Raw genomic sequence first — 17,298 nt, forward strand, 5'->3', positions numbered from 1 at the left:
GTGCTGCTATTGTTGTTATTTCAGCTCAAGCCTTTGCGATCGCTTGCTGATCAGCATCGCCATTACCCATTACCCATTACCTAGAATTTCTCTCGTAGCTGAGTTGGAAGGCACGCGATCGCTTACTCTACCGAACCGGAGCAATCCCTCAGTTTTTAGTCTGGCAACTTGTACTGTTCTACAATCCGCTTGGCATACTCTGGCACATGTGCCTCTAACTTTTCTGGATGATTGCGCTTTAGATATAAATAGTTGCGGGTGAAGTGGGAGTCAATAGAAAAACGAGCATACTCCAATCCTTTCGGACCTATTTTTTCAATCACCACTCCCATCATTTTTGCTGCCCACATCGGTAACGTAACTCCCTTGTCATAGGCAGGAATACTCTGTTGCACTGCCTGTTTGCGATCGCCTTTTGACATGACTGGTTGAGTTTCCAACTGGTCTTGCACCAAATCCAACAATTCTTGCCCAATGTCATTACGAACGAGAATCCACTGCCAACCAAAGGGAGCTCCCATGTAACCTACCACTAAATCCGCTAGGGAGTTTACATAGTCAAAACAACTCATGCAAGAGGAGGCAAACACATCTTTGAGTTGATTAGTCTTTAAGCCAAAGAACGGTACTTTCTCAATCGAGCCATCCTCATGTTTAAAGTGAATCCGGAAATCCTGCATAAACTCGTAATGTACCACTGTTTCTGGTGAACGGCTGGTGGTTTCTAGAAATTTTTGCAACCCCTCACGGTTGACATTATCGACACAGGGCGTACCTAAAACATAGAGTTTTTCTAAACCGAGTTCGTTTTGCACTGATCGCAATGCTTGGATTTGGCAGCCAACACCAATTACTAATAATCGCTTCATCCCTGATTGTTCCACTTGCTCTAACACAGAGAGGTTAGGAGACAAGGTAGGCTTATTCACCCGTGCTGCTAACACCTCCTCTGGGGTACGAGCAATGATCGGCATTGGCTGAAAGCGGTCTTCTTTAGTGTTTTGGACACAGACTACACCTTCAACTTTACCCTGCTTGAGCATTTCCATGGCAATGGTACTGACAATTCCTGTCCACTGCGCCCCTTCTATGGGGTTAATCTTCTTAGCCGTGATCATCTTCTGGTTAACACCAAAGTACCAATCGTCTGGATGATCTAGATTGCGGCTACGTCCATGGGCTTTTGTTTCCAAGTCAGCTATTTGCTGGTTTAAGAATGCACAAGCTTCCTTGACATAATGGATATAGTATGTATCACAAAGTCCACACTCGCTACACAGTTCCTTGGCAGGGCGTCGGCTACTTGGTTTTAAGGCTCTCGCTTTTTTATGTTTGGCAGGTTGAGGTGTCACTGAAGTCATTTGCTTAACTAATGGTCTATTGTCTCACGATGGTGAGCATTCAGCCGTCAGCTAATGCGCTACCTCAAGCGCGTCGTTCGCACAGCGTGGCCAAACGCGCCCCGCGTGGCCCAAAGGCCAAGGCCAAAGCCTGTGCCACGCACGCTACTTGAGGTGATATCAGCTATCAGCCGTCAGCGTTAATTTGGATCTTGGTTATCGATTCCAACACAATAGACAGGAGTGTAAATGCGTTCCCGTCGCGGCTCAATGCTTAGCATCGCATATCTCGATTGCCAACACTGATCGGATTTTCTCTTAATTTTCTCTTAATTTTCTCTTATTTGGTACATTTGTACTCAATTAAGTCATGCGATCGCGTAGCGTGGCCTACGGCCAATCGCACAAAGAGGAGATAATTGGACCCTCAGGTCAATCAAAGTACCACCTTAGGGGCGCAGGGCGTGCGCCCACCCACCAAGGGAAAAGAAAACCAGAAAAACCCTCCTTTTAGTTACCAAATTCTGCCACCTGAGATTCAGACAGACCTGTTAAATTCGCCACCTGCTCCACCGTCATCCCTTGCTCTAACAAGTTCTGCGCCACCTGCTGCAACTGAGACTCCGCTTGATCAGCTCTTTGTTGTTCTTGATCAGCTCTTTGTCGTTCTTGCTCGGCTTTTTGTTGTTCTTGATCGGCTCTTTGTTGTTCTTGATCGGCTCTTTGCCGTTCTTGTTCAGCTCTTTGTTGTTCTTGATCGGCTCTTTGTTGTTCTTGATCGGCTCTTTGTTGTTCTTGCTCAGCTTTTTCCTCAGAAGTGGGCAGTAACTCCCCATCCAAATTTGCCCAGCGTAACCAAGTTGCTTCGATGCCGTTATACTCACCATGCCAACGCACCAAGCTCAAACCTAATGCCTGAGATACCAGTTGGTTTTGCTCATTAGGTTCTATCGGTTGGTAAACTCTATTTTGGAGATGAAATCCAGCCCAATCATCTGGATTAAACGGATCAAACCAGAAATACTCTGGCACACGCATCTGATTTTGATAAATCTGTTTTTTCTCGTTTTTGTCACGCTCAGCAGTGCTTGCCGACAAAAGTTCGATAATCACGTCAGGAGCCTTTTCCTCCTCCCAAATCACCCAGCTTCGACGCTCTCCCTTGGGTACATCTAGAGCAACAAAGAAATCTGGTCCTTTATAGTCCTTATTTTTGAGTTGGGCAACGCTGTAGTAAACAAACATATTACCACCGACATAGCCATCCGACCTATTATCTAGCCAAGGCGATAGGGTATAAATGAGCAGATCCATTTGGGCTTTGTGCCGTGCGGTTTCCATTGGTATATCATCATCACAAGGGAGCTCAGCCTGAGTAGGTGGTGCTGCCACTGGCATTGACACTATAGTTTTAGAGAGTGTAAGCTCTGACATGGCTGTCCAAAGGTTTCAGTTTACCAAGTTTTGACACTTCTATGTTAATGGGTGCTGCTTCCAAGCAAATGGGATCATATTTTGGAGGCTCTGGTTTTGGCGGACGGAAACTCTCCTAGATACCTATAGAAATCACCCCCATGCCCTGGTCAGTCAGTGCTTCTTTACAAAGAAGCCGAAGTTTAGCTTTGATTGGGTCAGTATCCGGCAACGAGAAAGCATTCATCCCCTTCTTTGCTGCTGTCTTCAATGCTGCAAATACCTGCTCAAAAGGCAGATATTTGCCTAACACCTTTTGATAACTTTGCATCCAGGGGAAAGTACTGATGTATTCACAATTAAAGGTGAGGTAGCCAGAGTCCTCACCAATTTAGATAAACGAGAGATAGTCATTATTGTAACCAAAGCGGAAATCCCCTACTGGATCTTCCCAAGTGGCCATAACGTCCGAGGGTAACTGTTGATGGCTGATAGCTGAGTGGTCAAAGTATACATGGCTGCGTTCGCTAGCCAACGCCCTTCGGGCTAATCGCAACTTCCTCAAACCTAGACGCATCAGGCTGTTTGACTTTTTAAATGCCACCTTCGGTCTCTTATAAGTAAGCAGAAAGTCTATCACTGTTTGCTGGACTTGACCAATAGTCCAGCTAGACAGTACTTAATTATACAAAGTTGGACTATGTGTTGTGGTATTTACCAATGACTACTTAGTGATTAGTGATTAGTGATTAGTGCTTTGTGGCCAGTAACAAGTTTTCTGGTATTCACCAATCACCAGCTTAGTGATTAGTAATTAGTGATTAGTAATTAGTGATTAGTGCTTTGTGGCCAGTCACAAGTTTTCTGGTATTCACCAATCACCAGCTTAGTAATTAGTGATTAGTGATTAGCGCTTTGTGGTCAGTAACAAGTTTTCTGGTATTCACCAATCACCAGCTTAGTAATTAGTGATTAGTAATTACTAAGCTGGTGATAAGTGCTTTGTGGCCAGTCACAAGTTTTCTGGTATTCACCAATGACTGATTACTAATCAATAAAAAACCGCCGCTAGCAATAGGGCGGGATGGTTAAGCAATCGGAGGGTAACTCTAGGTTACTTGGTTAATCTAGGATAGTGTTGTAGCAAATTTTACCAAATACCTATGACTGTCTAGCTTTTACCATAAGCATTAATGGGCTCTTTGATAAGCCGAATATATAAATGCTTAAAGGTAGACCTAATTACTCGAGGCATACCAAAATCAATCGGTGTCATAGTATCAGGTAGTTTCCAATCCCTCACTTGGATTTCTACAGGTCGATGGTAAGGAAAGTCAATCTCTGCTAAGTCTGGCAACAACCCTAGCCGTTTTTGAGCTGCTAGGGTAGGAACCAGAGCTGGCTCAACATTGAGAATTTCCACTATTGATCGGTCGAGAGCAAAGACATCCTCTGATGCTCCCAAGATCCCCAAATGTCTCGGTTCACCACCAATCGGACCATTCCCTTCCTGACCAATAATGCCATCAATGATAGTCAACTGCGGATTAATCGCCCGTGCTGTTTCCACCAGCATTTCCCCAAAGCGCGTCTCATCCTTACCCGCTTCCATATGCCACCAGGCTTTCATTTTTCCGGGAACACAGCCGAATAAATTTTTAACCCCCATGGTCAGGGTCAACTGCATGTGGGATTTTACCTTCGGTAGGTTAATCACCACATCCGCATTCATGGCCTCTTTAGACAAACGCAGATGATTAAAGGTTTCGCTAGCAGTTTCATAACCCTTGCCGTGGAATTCAACAATAGGGATATCAAGTTCTGCCATCATTGGCAGATAGCCGTTCGCCTTAGCCACACCCCTAGCACTCCCAAAGGCTGGGCTATCTCCGAAAAAGGGTTTACCCCCAGCTTCTTTGACTAGTTGAGCCACGCAGTAAACAATTTCAGGGCGAGTGATACATTCTTTACCAGGACGACCAGCAGTAAGTAAATTAGGTTTCAGCAGAACCGAATTACCTTTCTTAACAAAAGCACTCATCCCTCCCAAAGGTTCTAGCAGCCTTTCCAAGGAAGCTCGTAAGAGTTGTCTATTATAGGAATCAGCACGAATTAAACTAACAGTTTGCATAATTTAATAGTTTTGATGTCAGGGGAAAATGATCAATTGTGTATTGTTATACCAATTTCCTGTCAAAGATGTAAACTTATAGTACACTTGGAGATTGGAAATTTTTCAGATTGTTTCCCGCCTCCAACAGATAAGTGACAATTTTCAAGAAAATCTGGTATTATTCCTGGAGGAAGTTGCCTATCGTAGCAATTGTCTGTTGTATTATGAAAATCTTTTACCCTAGGGTGGCAGATTCTTCGCTACACATGTAGAATAAGAATACATAATACATCTACTGATTCTCCAATGTATCTACAGCTTGTCAGTTGCGTCTGCGGTCTTGTATCTAGGTTAAGCCTTAAATAATCACTCTAGGTCATGTTTAGGTTGAAAGCGTTATTCAATCGTTTCAGGGTGTATCAGTGAACGCATTTGTCCTACTCCAGGGTTTTAAGGACAGTACCTGGATACAGTAGTGCACTTACCAAACTTTTAAAGGATGTGGATTTTAACAAATTTATAATTCTCTAACTTCTCTAATCCTGAAGTGTTTACTCTCCTGAGGAAGAATGGTTCCTTGTGTCATTCCTTGGATGCTGGGAAGTGTATCTAATCTGTAACCAATAAACGTTTCCGTTGCCGAATTTAAGGCTAATTTTCAGGAAGATCGGAATTCTCTGTTGACGCTAAAAATACCTAGAACACTGGATAATACCGATGCTCTCTTGACTGAAAACCGATCTATGGCACGGGTTAATCGCCACTTAAGGCAAAAAAATTTCACATTCAGCCTACGTTGCCAGATTTTCCCTGGTTAAAACGTTTTGTACCAAGCAGGCTGAACAGAATAACATAATCAGTCAAACGAGGTGAACACACAAATGATTAAAGTACAGGCTCCTGATTCCATCCTATTTCCACAACCAGGCCTTGGCAAGGTAGAAAGTACCATTACCCCTACCAAGCCTGGGCGAGTCAAATTTAAAGCCACATACTGGCCCGCCCGGTTATGTGATCATGATTCCCAAGTTACCCTTGTGCCTGATGACCAAGTGACTGTGCTGGGCCGACACGGGATTACGTTGCTGGTGGTTCCTGCCGGCTATATTTCCCCTGGCAATTCACCAGAGGATGAACCGGGGGTTGAAGAAGCTAGTGAATCCCAGAGCTTGGGATTCACTCAAAAACTGAGCTCAGTCTTTTCCAAACTGTGGCGCTAGAGTTTAACTAACCGTAAGCTTATGCGCTACGCGCACGCTACTTGAGGTGCTATCAGCAGTCAGCTTACGCACTACTTGAAAAGCTTCGCTTTCGGTGAAACAGTTAATGTTCTCGTAGCCAGGATAAATAAACAAAGTTCAGACGTTATATGTAAGATATATAACGTCTGAATGTGGGATTTTTTTTCGTGGCCAAGCTTGCATCTAAAGCTTGCATCTTATGTTATTTCCGGATAATCACCATTAATCAAAATCTCCTCATCTCCCCATCTCCCCATCTCCCCATCTCCCCATCTCACCATCTGCATGCTTAGTCCTACTTTTAAGAATTGGTATAAGTGGGTCGGTTCTCTTGCACTGATCTAACCAAGGACAAATAACAGTTCAAGCTTAGTCAATCCATCGCATCTGGACAAAATGGGCTGGACGTCCCCAGATATCAGATGTTTCCCTAATGTCTACAATCGCCAGGTTAAAAGGAATGGCAGTAGTTAAGTACCGTTGTGCTAAGTTGCCCAAATCAGGTGTTAGTTGAGTAGCAGCCACCGCTGCAAAGCCAAGACCCAACAGTTGTTCAATCGGTCCTCGCGGCAGTAACAGATGAACAGCCAACCCTAGTCCAGCACCTAAAAACACTGCTACTGAGAGATTCGTGCCGCACCGGGGGTGGATAGCCATATCCCATTCTCCCCGAGTCAGTCGCTCTAGGGCAGTGGGTACTGCTCGTCTCAAGTCAGCCAAATTTACCTGACCATAGAGATAAAATCCTTGGTCAGTTGATAGTCCTCCTATAGCATTATTATCTGATGGAGGAGTGGTTGGGGTTGCACCAGCACCACTAGCACCATAGCGTTCACTTAGAACCCAGACAGTAGCGTGTTCTAGAGCATGAACCTGACGCAGCATGAGAATGTCTTTTAACCCTGGAACGAAATTCAGCTGCCTAAGCAAATCCGTATCCTGTGTCGGTTGAGGGGCTGTAAAATCAAAGTCCCAAAAGTTACTGGTGTTTACGGAAGCAGAATTACTCATGGCAGCAAAAAAGCAAAAGCAGGTTAATTAATATCAGACACTTTCACTGTAGCATTGTGTCCGATTGAATACTTAAAATTCCTAAGTATTCAGCTGACTGCTTAATAATGATAGCTGAATGCTTAGAAAACTTAATCATTCTTAGTTGTTCGTAAATTAACCATTAAAAATTAACAATTAACCATTAACAATAAATATAGCTCCTCGCTGTTCTAGCTCAGGTTTAATTTTATCGGGCAAAACCGTATTGTACCAAAATTGAGCACCTTGGACATTGACTTTCTGAAGATTGCTATCAAATAGGTTAGTACCCATCAAATTTGTCTAACTCAAGTCAGCATTAGTCAGATCGACGTGACGCAGTTGAGCATAACTGAGTTCACTACCACTGAGGTCTCCATAACTCAACTGAGCATGACTTAATTGAGCATAGCTAAGGTTAGTCTTCCTCACTTAGTTTGGCATTTTGCAGACTAGCACCACTGAGATTAGCATCGCTCAAATCAGCATTTTGTAAGTCAGCATGAAGCAGATTACTCTCGTTCAAACTGGCATTGCTGAGATTGCTTGCTGTAAATTAGTACGACGTAAATCAGCACCGCTTAGGTTGGTAAGTAGTCGGACAAAAGTAAAATTAACTGTTGAAATAGGGAGCAGGGACTGAGGCCGTGGGCCACGCGGGGCGCGTTCGGAGCTGGGAGCTGGGAGCAGAGGGGCTTTTGGCAACTTTACAGAAGTTAATACAGCGATGCAGCAAGGGAACAGGGGGTTTCCCCCACTCGCTATTGCATCAAGAAGTGAGGTTTATTTTTGTCCAGGTACTTAGTTATGCAAACCGCCGTAAATGTATTGGCAAAGACTTGATAATCGTTGTGTAAAATAATTTCCAATAACGCTTTATTTTCCTCTAGGTTTGCCGTCATTTTACAAAATCAAATTTGCTTAAATTCCAACAAAACGGTTTATGGATAATTTACCTTTACCCCCTTTTAAAAAAACTGATATATGACTTCTTTATAACGCTGAATTCTTTACGGTTTCGGGAGTTCATCTTCAGTAAAACATCATGATTAATATCCTCATGTTCTGTGGTATTATTGGGGTGATTATTGTTGTTATTTGAGATGCTCTCTACCATAGATACAAATTACTTTATTAATAGTATATAGAGATTTGAATTTGAACAGCAAGTTGAGACCAACAAGCGACTCCTAAAAAACGTAAAATTGAGAGCAATGACTTTAGCCAATGAGGAATGTAATTTGCCCGGGTGGTCATTACTAGCTATAACCATAAGGAGAGTACTGTGGAAGTTAATGTAAATTGTGCCCAAGACTGCATCAACGGTTGTATCTTAGGTGACAAATGCCCCAATCAACAATACGTTGCTGAGGCATCCCAGTTCATTAACGGTACTTCATTGGACAAAATGTTGGAGTTGGCAGAGGAAGCACGGCTCAAGAAACTATCTCAACCCCCTAAATGGGTGATTCCCGACTTTCCTGAGTAGGAAACTCTCACCCCTAAGCCAAAAGCGCCTGATTCTATGGGAACCTAAGAGAATAAATACAAAAACCTACTATTTTCGCTACGCCAAGCAACTAACAGGTTATGCAAACTCTAAGTACACCTCAAAGGGCTAGTACACTACCAGCTTTCGATACTACTATCCACCGCCGTCAAACCCGCCCTGTCAGAGTGGCTAATGTCACTATTGGCGGGGGATACCCGGTGGTGGTGCAATCGATGATTAATGAAGATACCTTAGATATCAATGGTTCCGTTGCTGCTATTCGCCGCTTGCACGAGATTGGTTGCGAGATTGTCCGTGTCACTGTACCGAGTATGGCACATGCTAAGGCTCTAGCCCAAATCAAAGAGAAACTAGCAGCGACCTATCAAGCGGTGCCTCTAGTAGCTGATGTCCATCACAATGGCATGAAAATTGCTCTGGAAGTTGCCAAGCATGTGGATAAGGTACGGATTAATCCAGGATTGTATGTCTTTGAAAAGCCCAAAGCCAATCGCAGTGAATACACTGAAGCTGAATTTGAGGAAATTGGGGAAAAAATTCGGGAAACCCTAGAACCCCTGGTCATTTCCCTCCGTGACCAAGGTAAAGCTATGCGCATCGGAGTCAATCACGGTTCCCTAGCGGAACGGATGCTGTTTACCTACGGTGATACCCCGGAAGGGATGGTGGAATCTGCTCTGGAATTTATTCGTATCTGTGAATCCTTAGATTTCCGCAATTTGGTGATCTCCCTCAAAGCTTCACGGGTACCTGTGATGCTAGCCGCCTATCGCTTAATGGTAAGGCGGATGAATCAGTTGGGGATGGATTACCCGTTGCATTTGGGTGTTACTGAAGCTGGGGATGGGGAATATGGACGGATTAAGTCTACGGCTGGTATTGCTACTCTGCTAGCTGAGGGGATTGGTGATACGATTCGTGTCTCCCTTACGGAAGCCCCAGAAAAAGAGATTCCTGTTTGCTACAGTATTCTGCAAGCTCTGGGATTGCGGAAAACTATGGTGGAGTATGTGGCTTGTCCGTCCTGTGGTCGTACTTTATTTAATTTAGAGGAGGTGCTGCATAAGGTACGGGAAGCTACTAAACATCTCGCTGGCTTAGATATTGCTGTGATGGGGTGTATTGTTAATGGTCCTGGGGAAATGGCTGATGCTGACTATGGTTATGTCGGTAAGCAAGCTGGCTATATTTCTCTGTATCGCGGTAAGGAGGAAATTAAAAAGGTACCTGAAGATCAAGGAGTAGAGGAGTTGATTAATTTAATTAAAGCTGATGGTCGCTGGGTAGATCCTTAATAATTTTTGAATAAAAACTATAAAAAACTATCACTTTGTGGGCGCAAGCCTTGCGCCCTTACAATTTATTTGTGTTCCACTCATGATCACAAGTCCTATAAATTGACAATTAGCAATTAACCTCCTCATCACTCGATCAGTTGATTGATCATGGATTTACGTAGTTTTAGAATTACTTGACCGATGCTGTCACAAGCCCTAGAGCAATGGCGAGAATCATGCATCTGACTCATCACCTAACTCTTTGAGTCTAGCTAGCAATTCCTCTACCCGCTTTTCGGCAAGTTCTCTTTGTTGCCGTTCAGCTTGAGCTTGTTGTTGAGCAGCTTGAGCTCTCTCGTCTGGTGTTGGTACCAATTGCTGATCTTCACTGAAAAACCGTAGCTGGGAATTATGCACACCTAAAAATAATTCCAACTGCTGACTCCACAGCCACCCCTGAGTATTAGGGTCGAGGGGTTGATACTGGCCTCCCATCAGGCGAAATCCCTGAAAATCGAGGGTATCGGGGTGAAACCAGAAATATTCTGGTGTCCTGAAAGTATCTTGGTAGAGGATTTTCTTTAATCCCTTATCAACTTTAGCTGTACTGTTAGAGAGCAGTTCAATAATCACATTGGGATATTTTCCTTGTTCTGCCCATACTACCCAACTTTTGCGGGGTCGATTTTCCGTACCGAGTACTACAAAAAAGTCGGGTCCTCTAAAGTCTCTGGTGGTAATATGCTCAGGACTGAAATAGATAGTGAGATTCCCTGTAGCATAGAAGTCGCTTCGTTCTCGCCACCACCACTTGAGGCAAGCGAGTAACAGCTCAATTTGATCTCGATGGCGATCGCTTTCCAAGGGGGGTTCATCACTCCATAAATCACATGGTGGAATGATAATACTTTCTGACTCAGCCATTACATTGACTTCCACAGTGGCTTCTGAATTCGTGACTACTCCCACATCAAATCAAAGATTATGATGTGGGCTTCTCAACCTCACGAATGAGACTTGCTGCTCCTCGGCGGATGCCTCCGCTACGCGAACGATATCCTGTACCGATTTACCACAGCCATTAAGCGGCAGTCCAACCGCCAATAGTCCACGATTTAAAATGTTGATACCACTGTTCCAGTCGCGGTCAATTTTAACTTTACAACTAGAACAATAATGAATGCGCTCACTTAAAGTTTTTTCGACCCTAGAACCACAACTAAAACACTCGATACTTGTGCCACGTGGGTTAACTTCCTGAACTAACAAACCGCGTTTAACCGCCACTGCTTGCAATATTTCCAAGAATGCTCCCCAGGCCGCATCATGTATTGATTTTGCTAAATTAGTTCTAGCGAGTCCTTTGATATTTAAATTTTCGTGAGCAATTAAGTCATACTTACTGCACAGCCAATGAGCAACCTGATAATGAAATTCTTTTCGGCAACGGCTTAAATGAAGGTGCATCAAAGCTACTTTATGTTTAGCTTTTTTCCAGTTTTTAGAACCCTTGATACGGCGCGACATTACTTTTTGAGCTTGAGCAAGTTTGTCCTGAGCTTTTCTGTAAAACTGCGGGATAGGCACTGCTTCGCCGTCAGATGTCGTCAAGAATTTCTCCAGGCCAACATCAATACCAACGGCAGAATTGACTGAATCTACAGGTAGCAGTTCAGGTACGGTATCATCTTTCATCGAAATACAACAATACCAACCATCAGCTTTTTTGACGATAGTGCATTGCTTGAGTACAAAACCCACGCCCTTCGGGCAAGCTTCGCTAACAGGTAATGGCCGATGCATTACCACAGGTATTGACCCAATTCGACTTAGTTTTAAAACACCGTCAACTAGGTGCGCTCCCGCTTTGGTATTGTTAACCCTGGGGAATACAAATGACCGGAGATCTCCGGGCTTTTTGAAGCGAGGTCTTCCACCACGCTTACCACTGGCGTCTGGTTTTCGCCATTTCTCCCAGGCTTTGTTAAGCCGCTGTAGGTTAACCTGTTGCGTCTCTGCGTAAATTTGTTTGTACTCAGGGAACAACCGCTTAGTTTCCTTGAGAGCAGATTGCTGGGTGTAGTAGTTGACCGGGTGAGGAATTTCACCAATCGGCTCATAAAGTAAGCTACATCTATCAACTGGTGAACGAGTCCTGTTGAGCCAATCAAGCCTTTGCCCTAGAGCATAGTTCCAGTGACGGCGCAACAGTTCTAGCCATCTATCCATCGTGGCTATCTGTTCGTCACTAGGCTTGATTCTGTAGCAGTAGGTTAATATCACTGTGCTATTGTACCACTTACGATCGCGTTCGCGCAGCGTCGGCTCTGCCGAAAGCGTGGCCAGAGGCCAATCGCTTTTAGCGGAAGCTGAGGCCTTTGGCCACGCTTCGCGAACGCGATGAAGCGTTCGCGCAGCGTCGGCTCTGCCGAAAGCGTGGCCAGAGGCCAATCTGTTGAGAACTTCAAGACGCTGTCGGGCAATTCACCGGAGACGAAACCTGATTACGTTGAGCGATAGGCGCGACAGTCTGTGAGTCATAAGTTTAAGTTATATGAAATAAGGCGAGCCTGTCTTACGGTAACTTCTAACCCGTTAAATCGGAGATTATAACGGGAGACCCCTTGCCCGTTTAAGTTGGCAAGGGTCATAGCACTCACAGGCAAAATCGCTACCTCTAGTTTGACAGCTTTACTGGAAATGGTTAACTTAACCGTTGACTGTCAACGGTCAACGCTCAACGGTAAACAAATCAGGTTTGTTGGGTAAAAGCTAGATGCTTTGTAAAAGCTGGATAAATAACTAGGGAATAATTTGGCAAGCAAGCATATAATAGTCAGGATCTAATAACGTTTATGTCACCACAGAGCAACCACTATGCCCCGCCGCGATGATATTCACAAAATCTTGCTCCTTGGTTCTGGTCCGATTGTGATTGGACAAGCCTGTGAATTTGACTATTCCGGGACTCAGGCTTGTAAGGCACTCCGGGAAGAAGGCTATGAAGTGGTACTGGTAAACTCTAATCCAGCTAGTATCATGACTGACCCGGAAACGGCTGACCGTACCTACATCGAGCCCCTAACTCCAGAAATCGTCGAGAAGGTGATCGAAAAAGAGCAACCATGTGCTTTACTGCCAACCATGGGGGGTCAGACGGCTCTGAATATTGCGGTTGACCTAGCTAAGAATGGGGTGTTGGAAAAGCATGGAGTGGAGCTAATTGGGGCAAAGCTAGAGGCGATAGAAAAGGCTGAAGACCGCCAGTTGTTCAAGGAAGCAATGGAAAGAATTGGGGTAGGGGTCTGTCCTTCGGGAATTGCGAATAATCTCAAAGAGGCTAAAGCGATCGCACAAGAAATCGGCTCTTACCCGCTGATTATTCGCCCGGCTTTTACCCTGGGGGGTAGTGGTGGTGGCATTGCCTATAACAAAGAAGAATACGAAACAATGGCTCAGGGGGGTTTGGATGCTTCGCCAGTGTCTCAAATCTTGGTGGAAAAGTCTTTGTTGGGCTGGAAGGAGTATGAGTTAGAGGTGATGCGAGATTTGGCAGATAATGTAGTGATTATCTGTTCCATTGAAAATGTTGACCCGATGGGGATTCATACTGGGGACTCGATTACTGTTGCTCCTGCTCAAACCCTGACAGATAAGGAATACCAACGGTTGCGGGATTACTCGATTAAAATTATTCGGGAGATTGGGGTTGAAACCGGAGGGTCAAATATTCAGTTTGCTGTCAATCCCATCAATGGCCAGGTCATTATCATTGAGATGAATCCTCGGGTTTCTCGTAGTTCTGCCCTAGCCTCGAAAGCAACAGGGTTCCCGATTGCTAAGTTTGCGGCTAAATTAGCCGTGGGGTATACCCTCGATGAAATTCCCAACGATATTACTAAACAAACTCCTGCTTCCTTTGAACCAACTATTGACTATGTGGTAACTAAGGTACCCCGGTTTGCCTTTGAGAAGTTTCCCGGTAGTAAACCAATCCTGACTACTCAGATGAAGTCAGTGGGAGAAGCGATGGCGATTGGACGGACCTTTCTCGAATCGTTTCAGAAAGCGTTGCGCTCCCTGGAAACTGGACGCTTTGGGTGGGGATGCGATCGCAAAGAGAAGCTGCCATCTCTCGAACAAGTGCGCTATGGTTTACGAACCCCGAATCCAGAACGTATCTTCACGGTGGGTCATGGTTTGATGCTAGGGATGACCCTAGAAGAAGTACAGGAACTCACAGGAATTGACCCCTGGTTTTTGGATAAATTGGCGGAGTTGCTGGAAACGTCAAAATTCCTCAAACGTAACCCATTGCAGACCTTGAACAAAGAGCAGTTATGGGCAGTCAAACGTCAGGGATTTAGCGATCGCCAAATTGCTTTTGCTACCAAGACTTCGGAAGATGAGGTGCGTGAATACCGTAAGCATCTAGGAGTAGTACCAGCATATAAGCTAGTAGATACCTGTGCCGCAGAGTTTGAGGCATTTACACCTTATTATTACTCCACTTATGAGGAAGAGTCGGAAGTGATACCTTCGGATCGGCGGAAGGTGATGATTTTAGGTGGGGGACCAAACCGGATTGGTCAGGGAATTGAGTTTGACTATTGCTGTTGTCATGCATCTTATGCTCTGAGTAAGCAGGGGTTTGAGACAATCATGGTCAACTCCAACCCAGAGACAGTTTCTACAGATTATGATACAAGCGATCGCTTATATTTTGAGCCCCTGACCAAAGAGGATGTACTCAATATTATTGAGGCGGAAAATCCGGAAGGGATTATTGTTCAATTTGGGGGACAGACACCGCTTAAGTTAGCAGTGCCGTTGCAAGAAGCCTTAAAGGTTGGCAAGCAACAACTGGTAACGCAAATTTGGGGAACTTCTCCCGACTCAATCGACGTAGCTGAGGATCGGGAGCGGTTTGAGAAGATTTTGCGGAAGTTAGATATTAAGCAGCCACCCAATGGAACTGCTCGCAGTTATGGGGAAGCACTAGAAGTGGCGAAACGGATTAGTTATCCAGTGGTGGTGCGTCCGTCTTATGTGTTGGGGGGACGGGCTATGGAAATTGTGTATTCCGATGAGGATTTGAAACGCTACATGAAGTTTGCGGTGCAGGTGGAACCAGAGCATCCGATTCTGATTGATAAGTTTTTGGAGAATGCAGTAGAGGTAGATGTGGATGCGATCGCAGATGAGACTGGTCGGGTAGTGATTGGTGGCATCATGGAACACATCGAACAGGCGGGGATTCACTCCGGAGACTCTGCTTGTTCTTTACCCCACACCTCTCTAACACCCGTTGCTTTGGAAACTATTCGCACTTGGACTTATCAGCTGGCAAAAGCCCTGAAGGTGGTGGGGTTGATGAATATTCAATTTGCGGTGCAAGGGGAAACCGTTTACATACTCGAAGCCAATCCCAGAGCATCCCGAACAGTTCCCTATGTCTCCAAGGCAACAGGGGTACCCCTGGCGGGGTTAGCATCTCGGGTTATGTCCGGTGAAACCTTGGAATCCCTTGGGTTAACTGAAGAAGCTAGCCCTAAGCACATTGCAGTCAAAGAAGCGGTATTGCCCTTTGAGAAATTTCCTGGTACAGACACCCTCCTCGGACCGGAAATGCGTTCTACTGGGGAAGTAATGGGGATTGACACAGATTTTGGCAAGGCATTTGCCAAAGCAGAATTAGCAGCTGGTCAGCGTTTACCCCTGTCTGGCACAGTGTTCGTTTCTACAAATCACCGAGACAAGCAAAATGTAGTACCAGTGGCGAAAGACTTAATCGAGTTGGGTTTCGAGCTAGTGGCAACGGATGGCACTCGCAAGGTGCTGCAAGAGCATGGACTGGATGTAGAGTTGGTGTTAAAACTCCATGAAGGACGTCCCCATGTCTTGGATTGGATTAAGAATCAAAAGATTCAGCTAATTATTAATACCCCTTCTGGAGAAGATGCCTATGCCGATGGGCGGTTAATTCGCCGAACAGCATTAGGGTATAAGATTCCGATTGTAACTACAATTGCTAGTGCTAAAGCAACAGCAGCAGCAATTCGTTCACTACAGTCGCAACCACTGGGAGTTAAAGCTCTACAGGATTATATCACGAATTAGGTTTTGCTCTCACAGCCGTAGTGGACTGGCACAGCTAATTTGGTGCATTATAATCTGCCATCTCTTCATCTTCAAACACTGGATAAAGGTGTTTAAGTTTGACTCTGGCATCCGGGGTTGAAAAATGCCAAATTACTTGACTGGCTGTTTTGTTTCGCTCTTGTTCCCAAGCTTTTAACTTCTTTTCCAATTTTTCAGGACTAGAAATCCTGCGGGCTAAACATTGTTTGGTTAAAATGCTTAGTTCAATCTCTGCTACATTTAACCAACTGCCATTACGAGGAGTATGATAAATTTCTAGTCGTCTGGCAAGACGATGAGCTTCATCAGCCGGGAAAGCTTCATAAAGAGAAGCAATATTATGAGTATTGAGATTATCGCAGACTAATTTGACTTTACTAGCATGGGGATAGTCAACATCCAGTAATTGGCGAATTTCTTCCGCCCAGTCTACACGAGACCGATGGTCTCGATTGCTAACTCGCCGCCATCCAGCATTAGGGTCAAAAAACATAAACAGGGCTTGTGTCCCTTCACGAGTATAGTGATAATCTTCTTTCTGGTCTTGACCAGGTTGCATTTTAATCGGTTTATAGAGATGATCTAGGAGTTGGACTGATGCTTCATCCATACAAATCAATGGCTGATCTCGACAATGCTCAGAACAGTAAAGGTCTAAAATTACTTCCATCTGGGCGACAAATCTGGCCAAATCTCGTTCAGGAATACAGAAACGTTTTACTTTCCAAGGACGTAGCTGGTTTTTTTTAAAGTGCGACGTACCGTTTCACGAGAGATTTCTGTGACTACTCTTCGCTTTTTCAGTTCCGATGTCAGTAGTCTAATCGTCCAATCTGCTCTTCCTTCTGGAGGGTCTGAACAACACATGGCAATGATTTGGGCTTCTGTCGCGCCATCTATTTTTGGCGGAGTTGGTGGTTTCTTTCTTAACCTTCTATTGAGTGCTGGTTCTTCTCCTTGGGTCAGATATCTTTTTCTGATACGCCCTACGGTATTTCGATGTAGATTTAAAGCTTTGGCTATCCCTTCATCTGTCCATGTATCTATCGCTTGTTCTCCTTCGTCACACATCAGAAGAACCCTAGCGTGGAGGATTTTCTTGGCAGGAGCATAGCCATTGCGACTGATGTTTTCTAGTCTTCGTCTTTGTTCGATTGTCAGCAGCACTTTATCTCTACGACCTCTTCCCATTTTTTTGACCTCAAATAATGATCCTTCTATTGCACTA

Annotated in this window: 16 protein-coding genes; 4 read left to right on the forward strand and 12 right to left on the reverse strand. The window is 44.7% G+C overall.

Annotated features, from left to right (window positions below):
* Positions 1 to 155 precede the first annotated feature (155 nt).
* From F6K53_RS11240 to F6K53_RS11260, 5 genes are all read right to left on the reverse strand, one after another.
* Positions 156 to 1,361: a Coenzyme F420 hydrogenase/dehydrogenase, beta subunit C-terminal domain gene (locus F6K53_RS11240; RefSeq protein ID WP_070394912.1), complete on the reverse strand. Its 1,206-nt coding sequence runs from the start codon at positions 1,359 to 1,361 to the stop codon at positions 156 to 158.
* Positions 1,362 to 1,850: 489 nt separating this feature from the next.
* Entirely contained in the window at positions 1,851 to 2,774 is a 924-nt protein-coding gene (locus F6K53_RS11245) for a Uma2 family endonuclease (protein WP_075902842.1), read from the reverse strand.
* A 115-nt stretch (positions 2,775 to 2,889) separates the two neighbouring features.
* Positions 2,890 to 3,084: a hypothetical protein gene (locus F6K53_RS11250; RefSeq protein ID WP_075902840.1), complete on the reverse strand. Its 195-nt coding sequence runs from the start codon at positions 3,082 to 3,084 to the stop codon at positions 2,890 to 2,892.
* A 60-nt stretch (positions 3,085 to 3,144) separates the two neighbouring features.
* On the reverse strand, positions 3,145 to 3,357 hold the full coding sequence (locus tag F6K53_RS11255) for a hypothetical protein (protein ID WP_158069760.1): 213 nt from the start codon (positions 3,355 to 3,357) through the stop codon (positions 3,145 to 3,147).
* 567 nt (positions 3,358 to 3,924) lie between these two features.
* Positions 3,925 to 4,884, reverse strand: a complete 960-nt coding sequence (locus tag F6K53_RS11260) for a DUF362 domain-containing protein (RefSeq protein WP_075902836.1) — start codon at positions 4,882 to 4,884, stop codon at positions 3,925 to 3,927.
* 863 nt (positions 4,885 to 5,747) lie between these two features.
* Here F6K53_RS11260 and F6K53_RS11265 point away from each other — a divergent pair.
* Positions 5,748 to 6,086, forward strand: a complete 339-nt coding sequence (locus F6K53_RS11265) for an NfeD family protein (protein WP_293019074.1) — start codon at positions 5,748 to 5,750, stop codon at positions 6,084 to 6,086.
* Between the two features lie 390 nt (positions 6,087 to 6,476).
* Here the strand turns inward: F6K53_RS11265 and F6K53_RS11270 are convergent, their stop codons facing one another.
* The 4 genes from F6K53_RS11270 to F6K53_RS11285 all read right to left on the reverse strand — a co-directional run bounded on the left by F6K53_RS11270 (position 6,477) and on the right by F6K53_RS11285 (position 7,665).
* Positions 6,477 to 7,118: a DUF6391 domain-containing protein gene (locus tag F6K53_RS11270; protein WP_293019073.1), complete on the reverse strand. Its 642-nt coding sequence runs from the start codon at positions 7,116 to 7,118 to the stop codon at positions 6,477 to 6,479.
* A gap of 177 nt (positions 7,119 to 7,295) precedes the next feature.
* A complete protein-coding gene (locus F6K53_RS11275) occupies positions 7,296 to 7,433 on the reverse strand; it encodes a hypothetical protein (protein ID WP_293043480.1) in 138 nt (45 codons plus the stop codon).
* A gap of 9 nt (positions 7,434 to 7,442) precedes the next feature.
* Positions 7,443 to 7,571: a pentapeptide repeat-containing protein gene (locus F6K53_RS11280; protein WP_081431320.1), complete on the reverse strand. Its 129-nt coding sequence runs from the start codon at positions 7,569 to 7,571 to the stop codon at positions 7,443 to 7,445.
* Positions 7,558 to 7,665 carry a pentapeptide repeat-containing protein gene (locus F6K53_RS11285; protein ID WP_081431319.1) on the reverse strand — a complete coding sequence of 36 codons (108 nt, stop codon included), beginning with the start codon at positions 7,663 to 7,665 and terminating at the stop codon, positions 7,558 to 7,560. Before F6K53_RS11285 ends, F6K53_RS11280 begins: the two co-directional genes overlap by 14 nt.
* Positions 7,666 to 8,424: 759 nt before the next feature.
* On the opposite strand from F6K53_RS11285, the gene F6K53_RS11290 reads away from it, so the two are divergent.
* Both F6K53_RS11290 and ispG read left to right on the forward strand, forming a co-directional pair.
* A complete protein-coding gene (locus tag F6K53_RS11290) occupies positions 8,425 to 8,628 on the forward strand; it encodes a hypothetical protein (RefSeq protein ID WP_075906439.1) in 204 nt (67 codons plus the stop codon).
* 101 nt (positions 8,629 to 8,729) lie between these two features.
* Entirely contained in the window at positions 8,730 to 9,947 is a 1,218-nt protein-coding gene (ispG, locus tag F6K53_RS11295; RefSeq protein ID WP_293043478.1) for a (E)-4-hydroxy-3-methylbut-2-enyl-diphosphate synthase, read from the forward strand.
* 216 nt (positions 9,948 to 10,163) lie between these two features.
* Here the strand turns inward: ispG and F6K53_RS11300 are convergent, their stop codons facing one another.
* Together F6K53_RS11300 and F6K53_RS11305 are read right to left on the reverse strand one after the other, a co-directional pair.
* A complete protein-coding gene (locus F6K53_RS11300; RefSeq protein WP_293068942.1) occupies positions 10,164 to 10,853 on the reverse strand; it encodes a Uma2 family endonuclease in 690 nt (229 codons plus the stop codon).
* Between the two features lie 51 nt (positions 10,854 to 10,904).
* On the reverse strand, positions 10,905 to 12,212 hold the full coding sequence (locus F6K53_RS11305) for a transposase (RefSeq protein WP_293019068.1): 1,308 nt from the start codon (positions 12,210 to 12,212) through the stop codon (positions 10,905 to 10,907).
* Between the two features lie 594 nt (positions 12,213 to 12,806).
* On the opposite strand from F6K53_RS11305, the gene carB reads away from it, so the two are divergent.
* Entirely contained in the window at positions 12,807 to 16,049 is a 3,243-nt protein-coding gene (carB, locus tag F6K53_RS11310; protein WP_293080757.1) for a carbamoyl-phosphate synthase large subunit, read from the forward strand.
* Between the two features lie 34 nt (positions 16,050 to 16,083).
* Here the strand turns inward: carB and F6K53_RS11315 are convergent.
* A protein-coding gene (locus F6K53_RS11315) for an IS630 family transposase (protein WP_293080760.1) occupies positions 16,084 to 17,261 on the reverse strand; the annotation gives its coding sequence in 2 pieces (ribosomal slippage) (positions 16,084 to 16,820 and positions 16,820 to 17,261; 1,179 coding nt in all).
* Positions 17,262 to 17,298: the final 37 nt, after the last annotated feature.

Source organism: Moorena sp. SIO4A1 (genome assembly GCF_010672065.1).
GTDB lineage: Bacteria > Cyanobacteriota > Cyanobacteriia > Cyanobacteriales > Coleofasciculaceae > Moorena.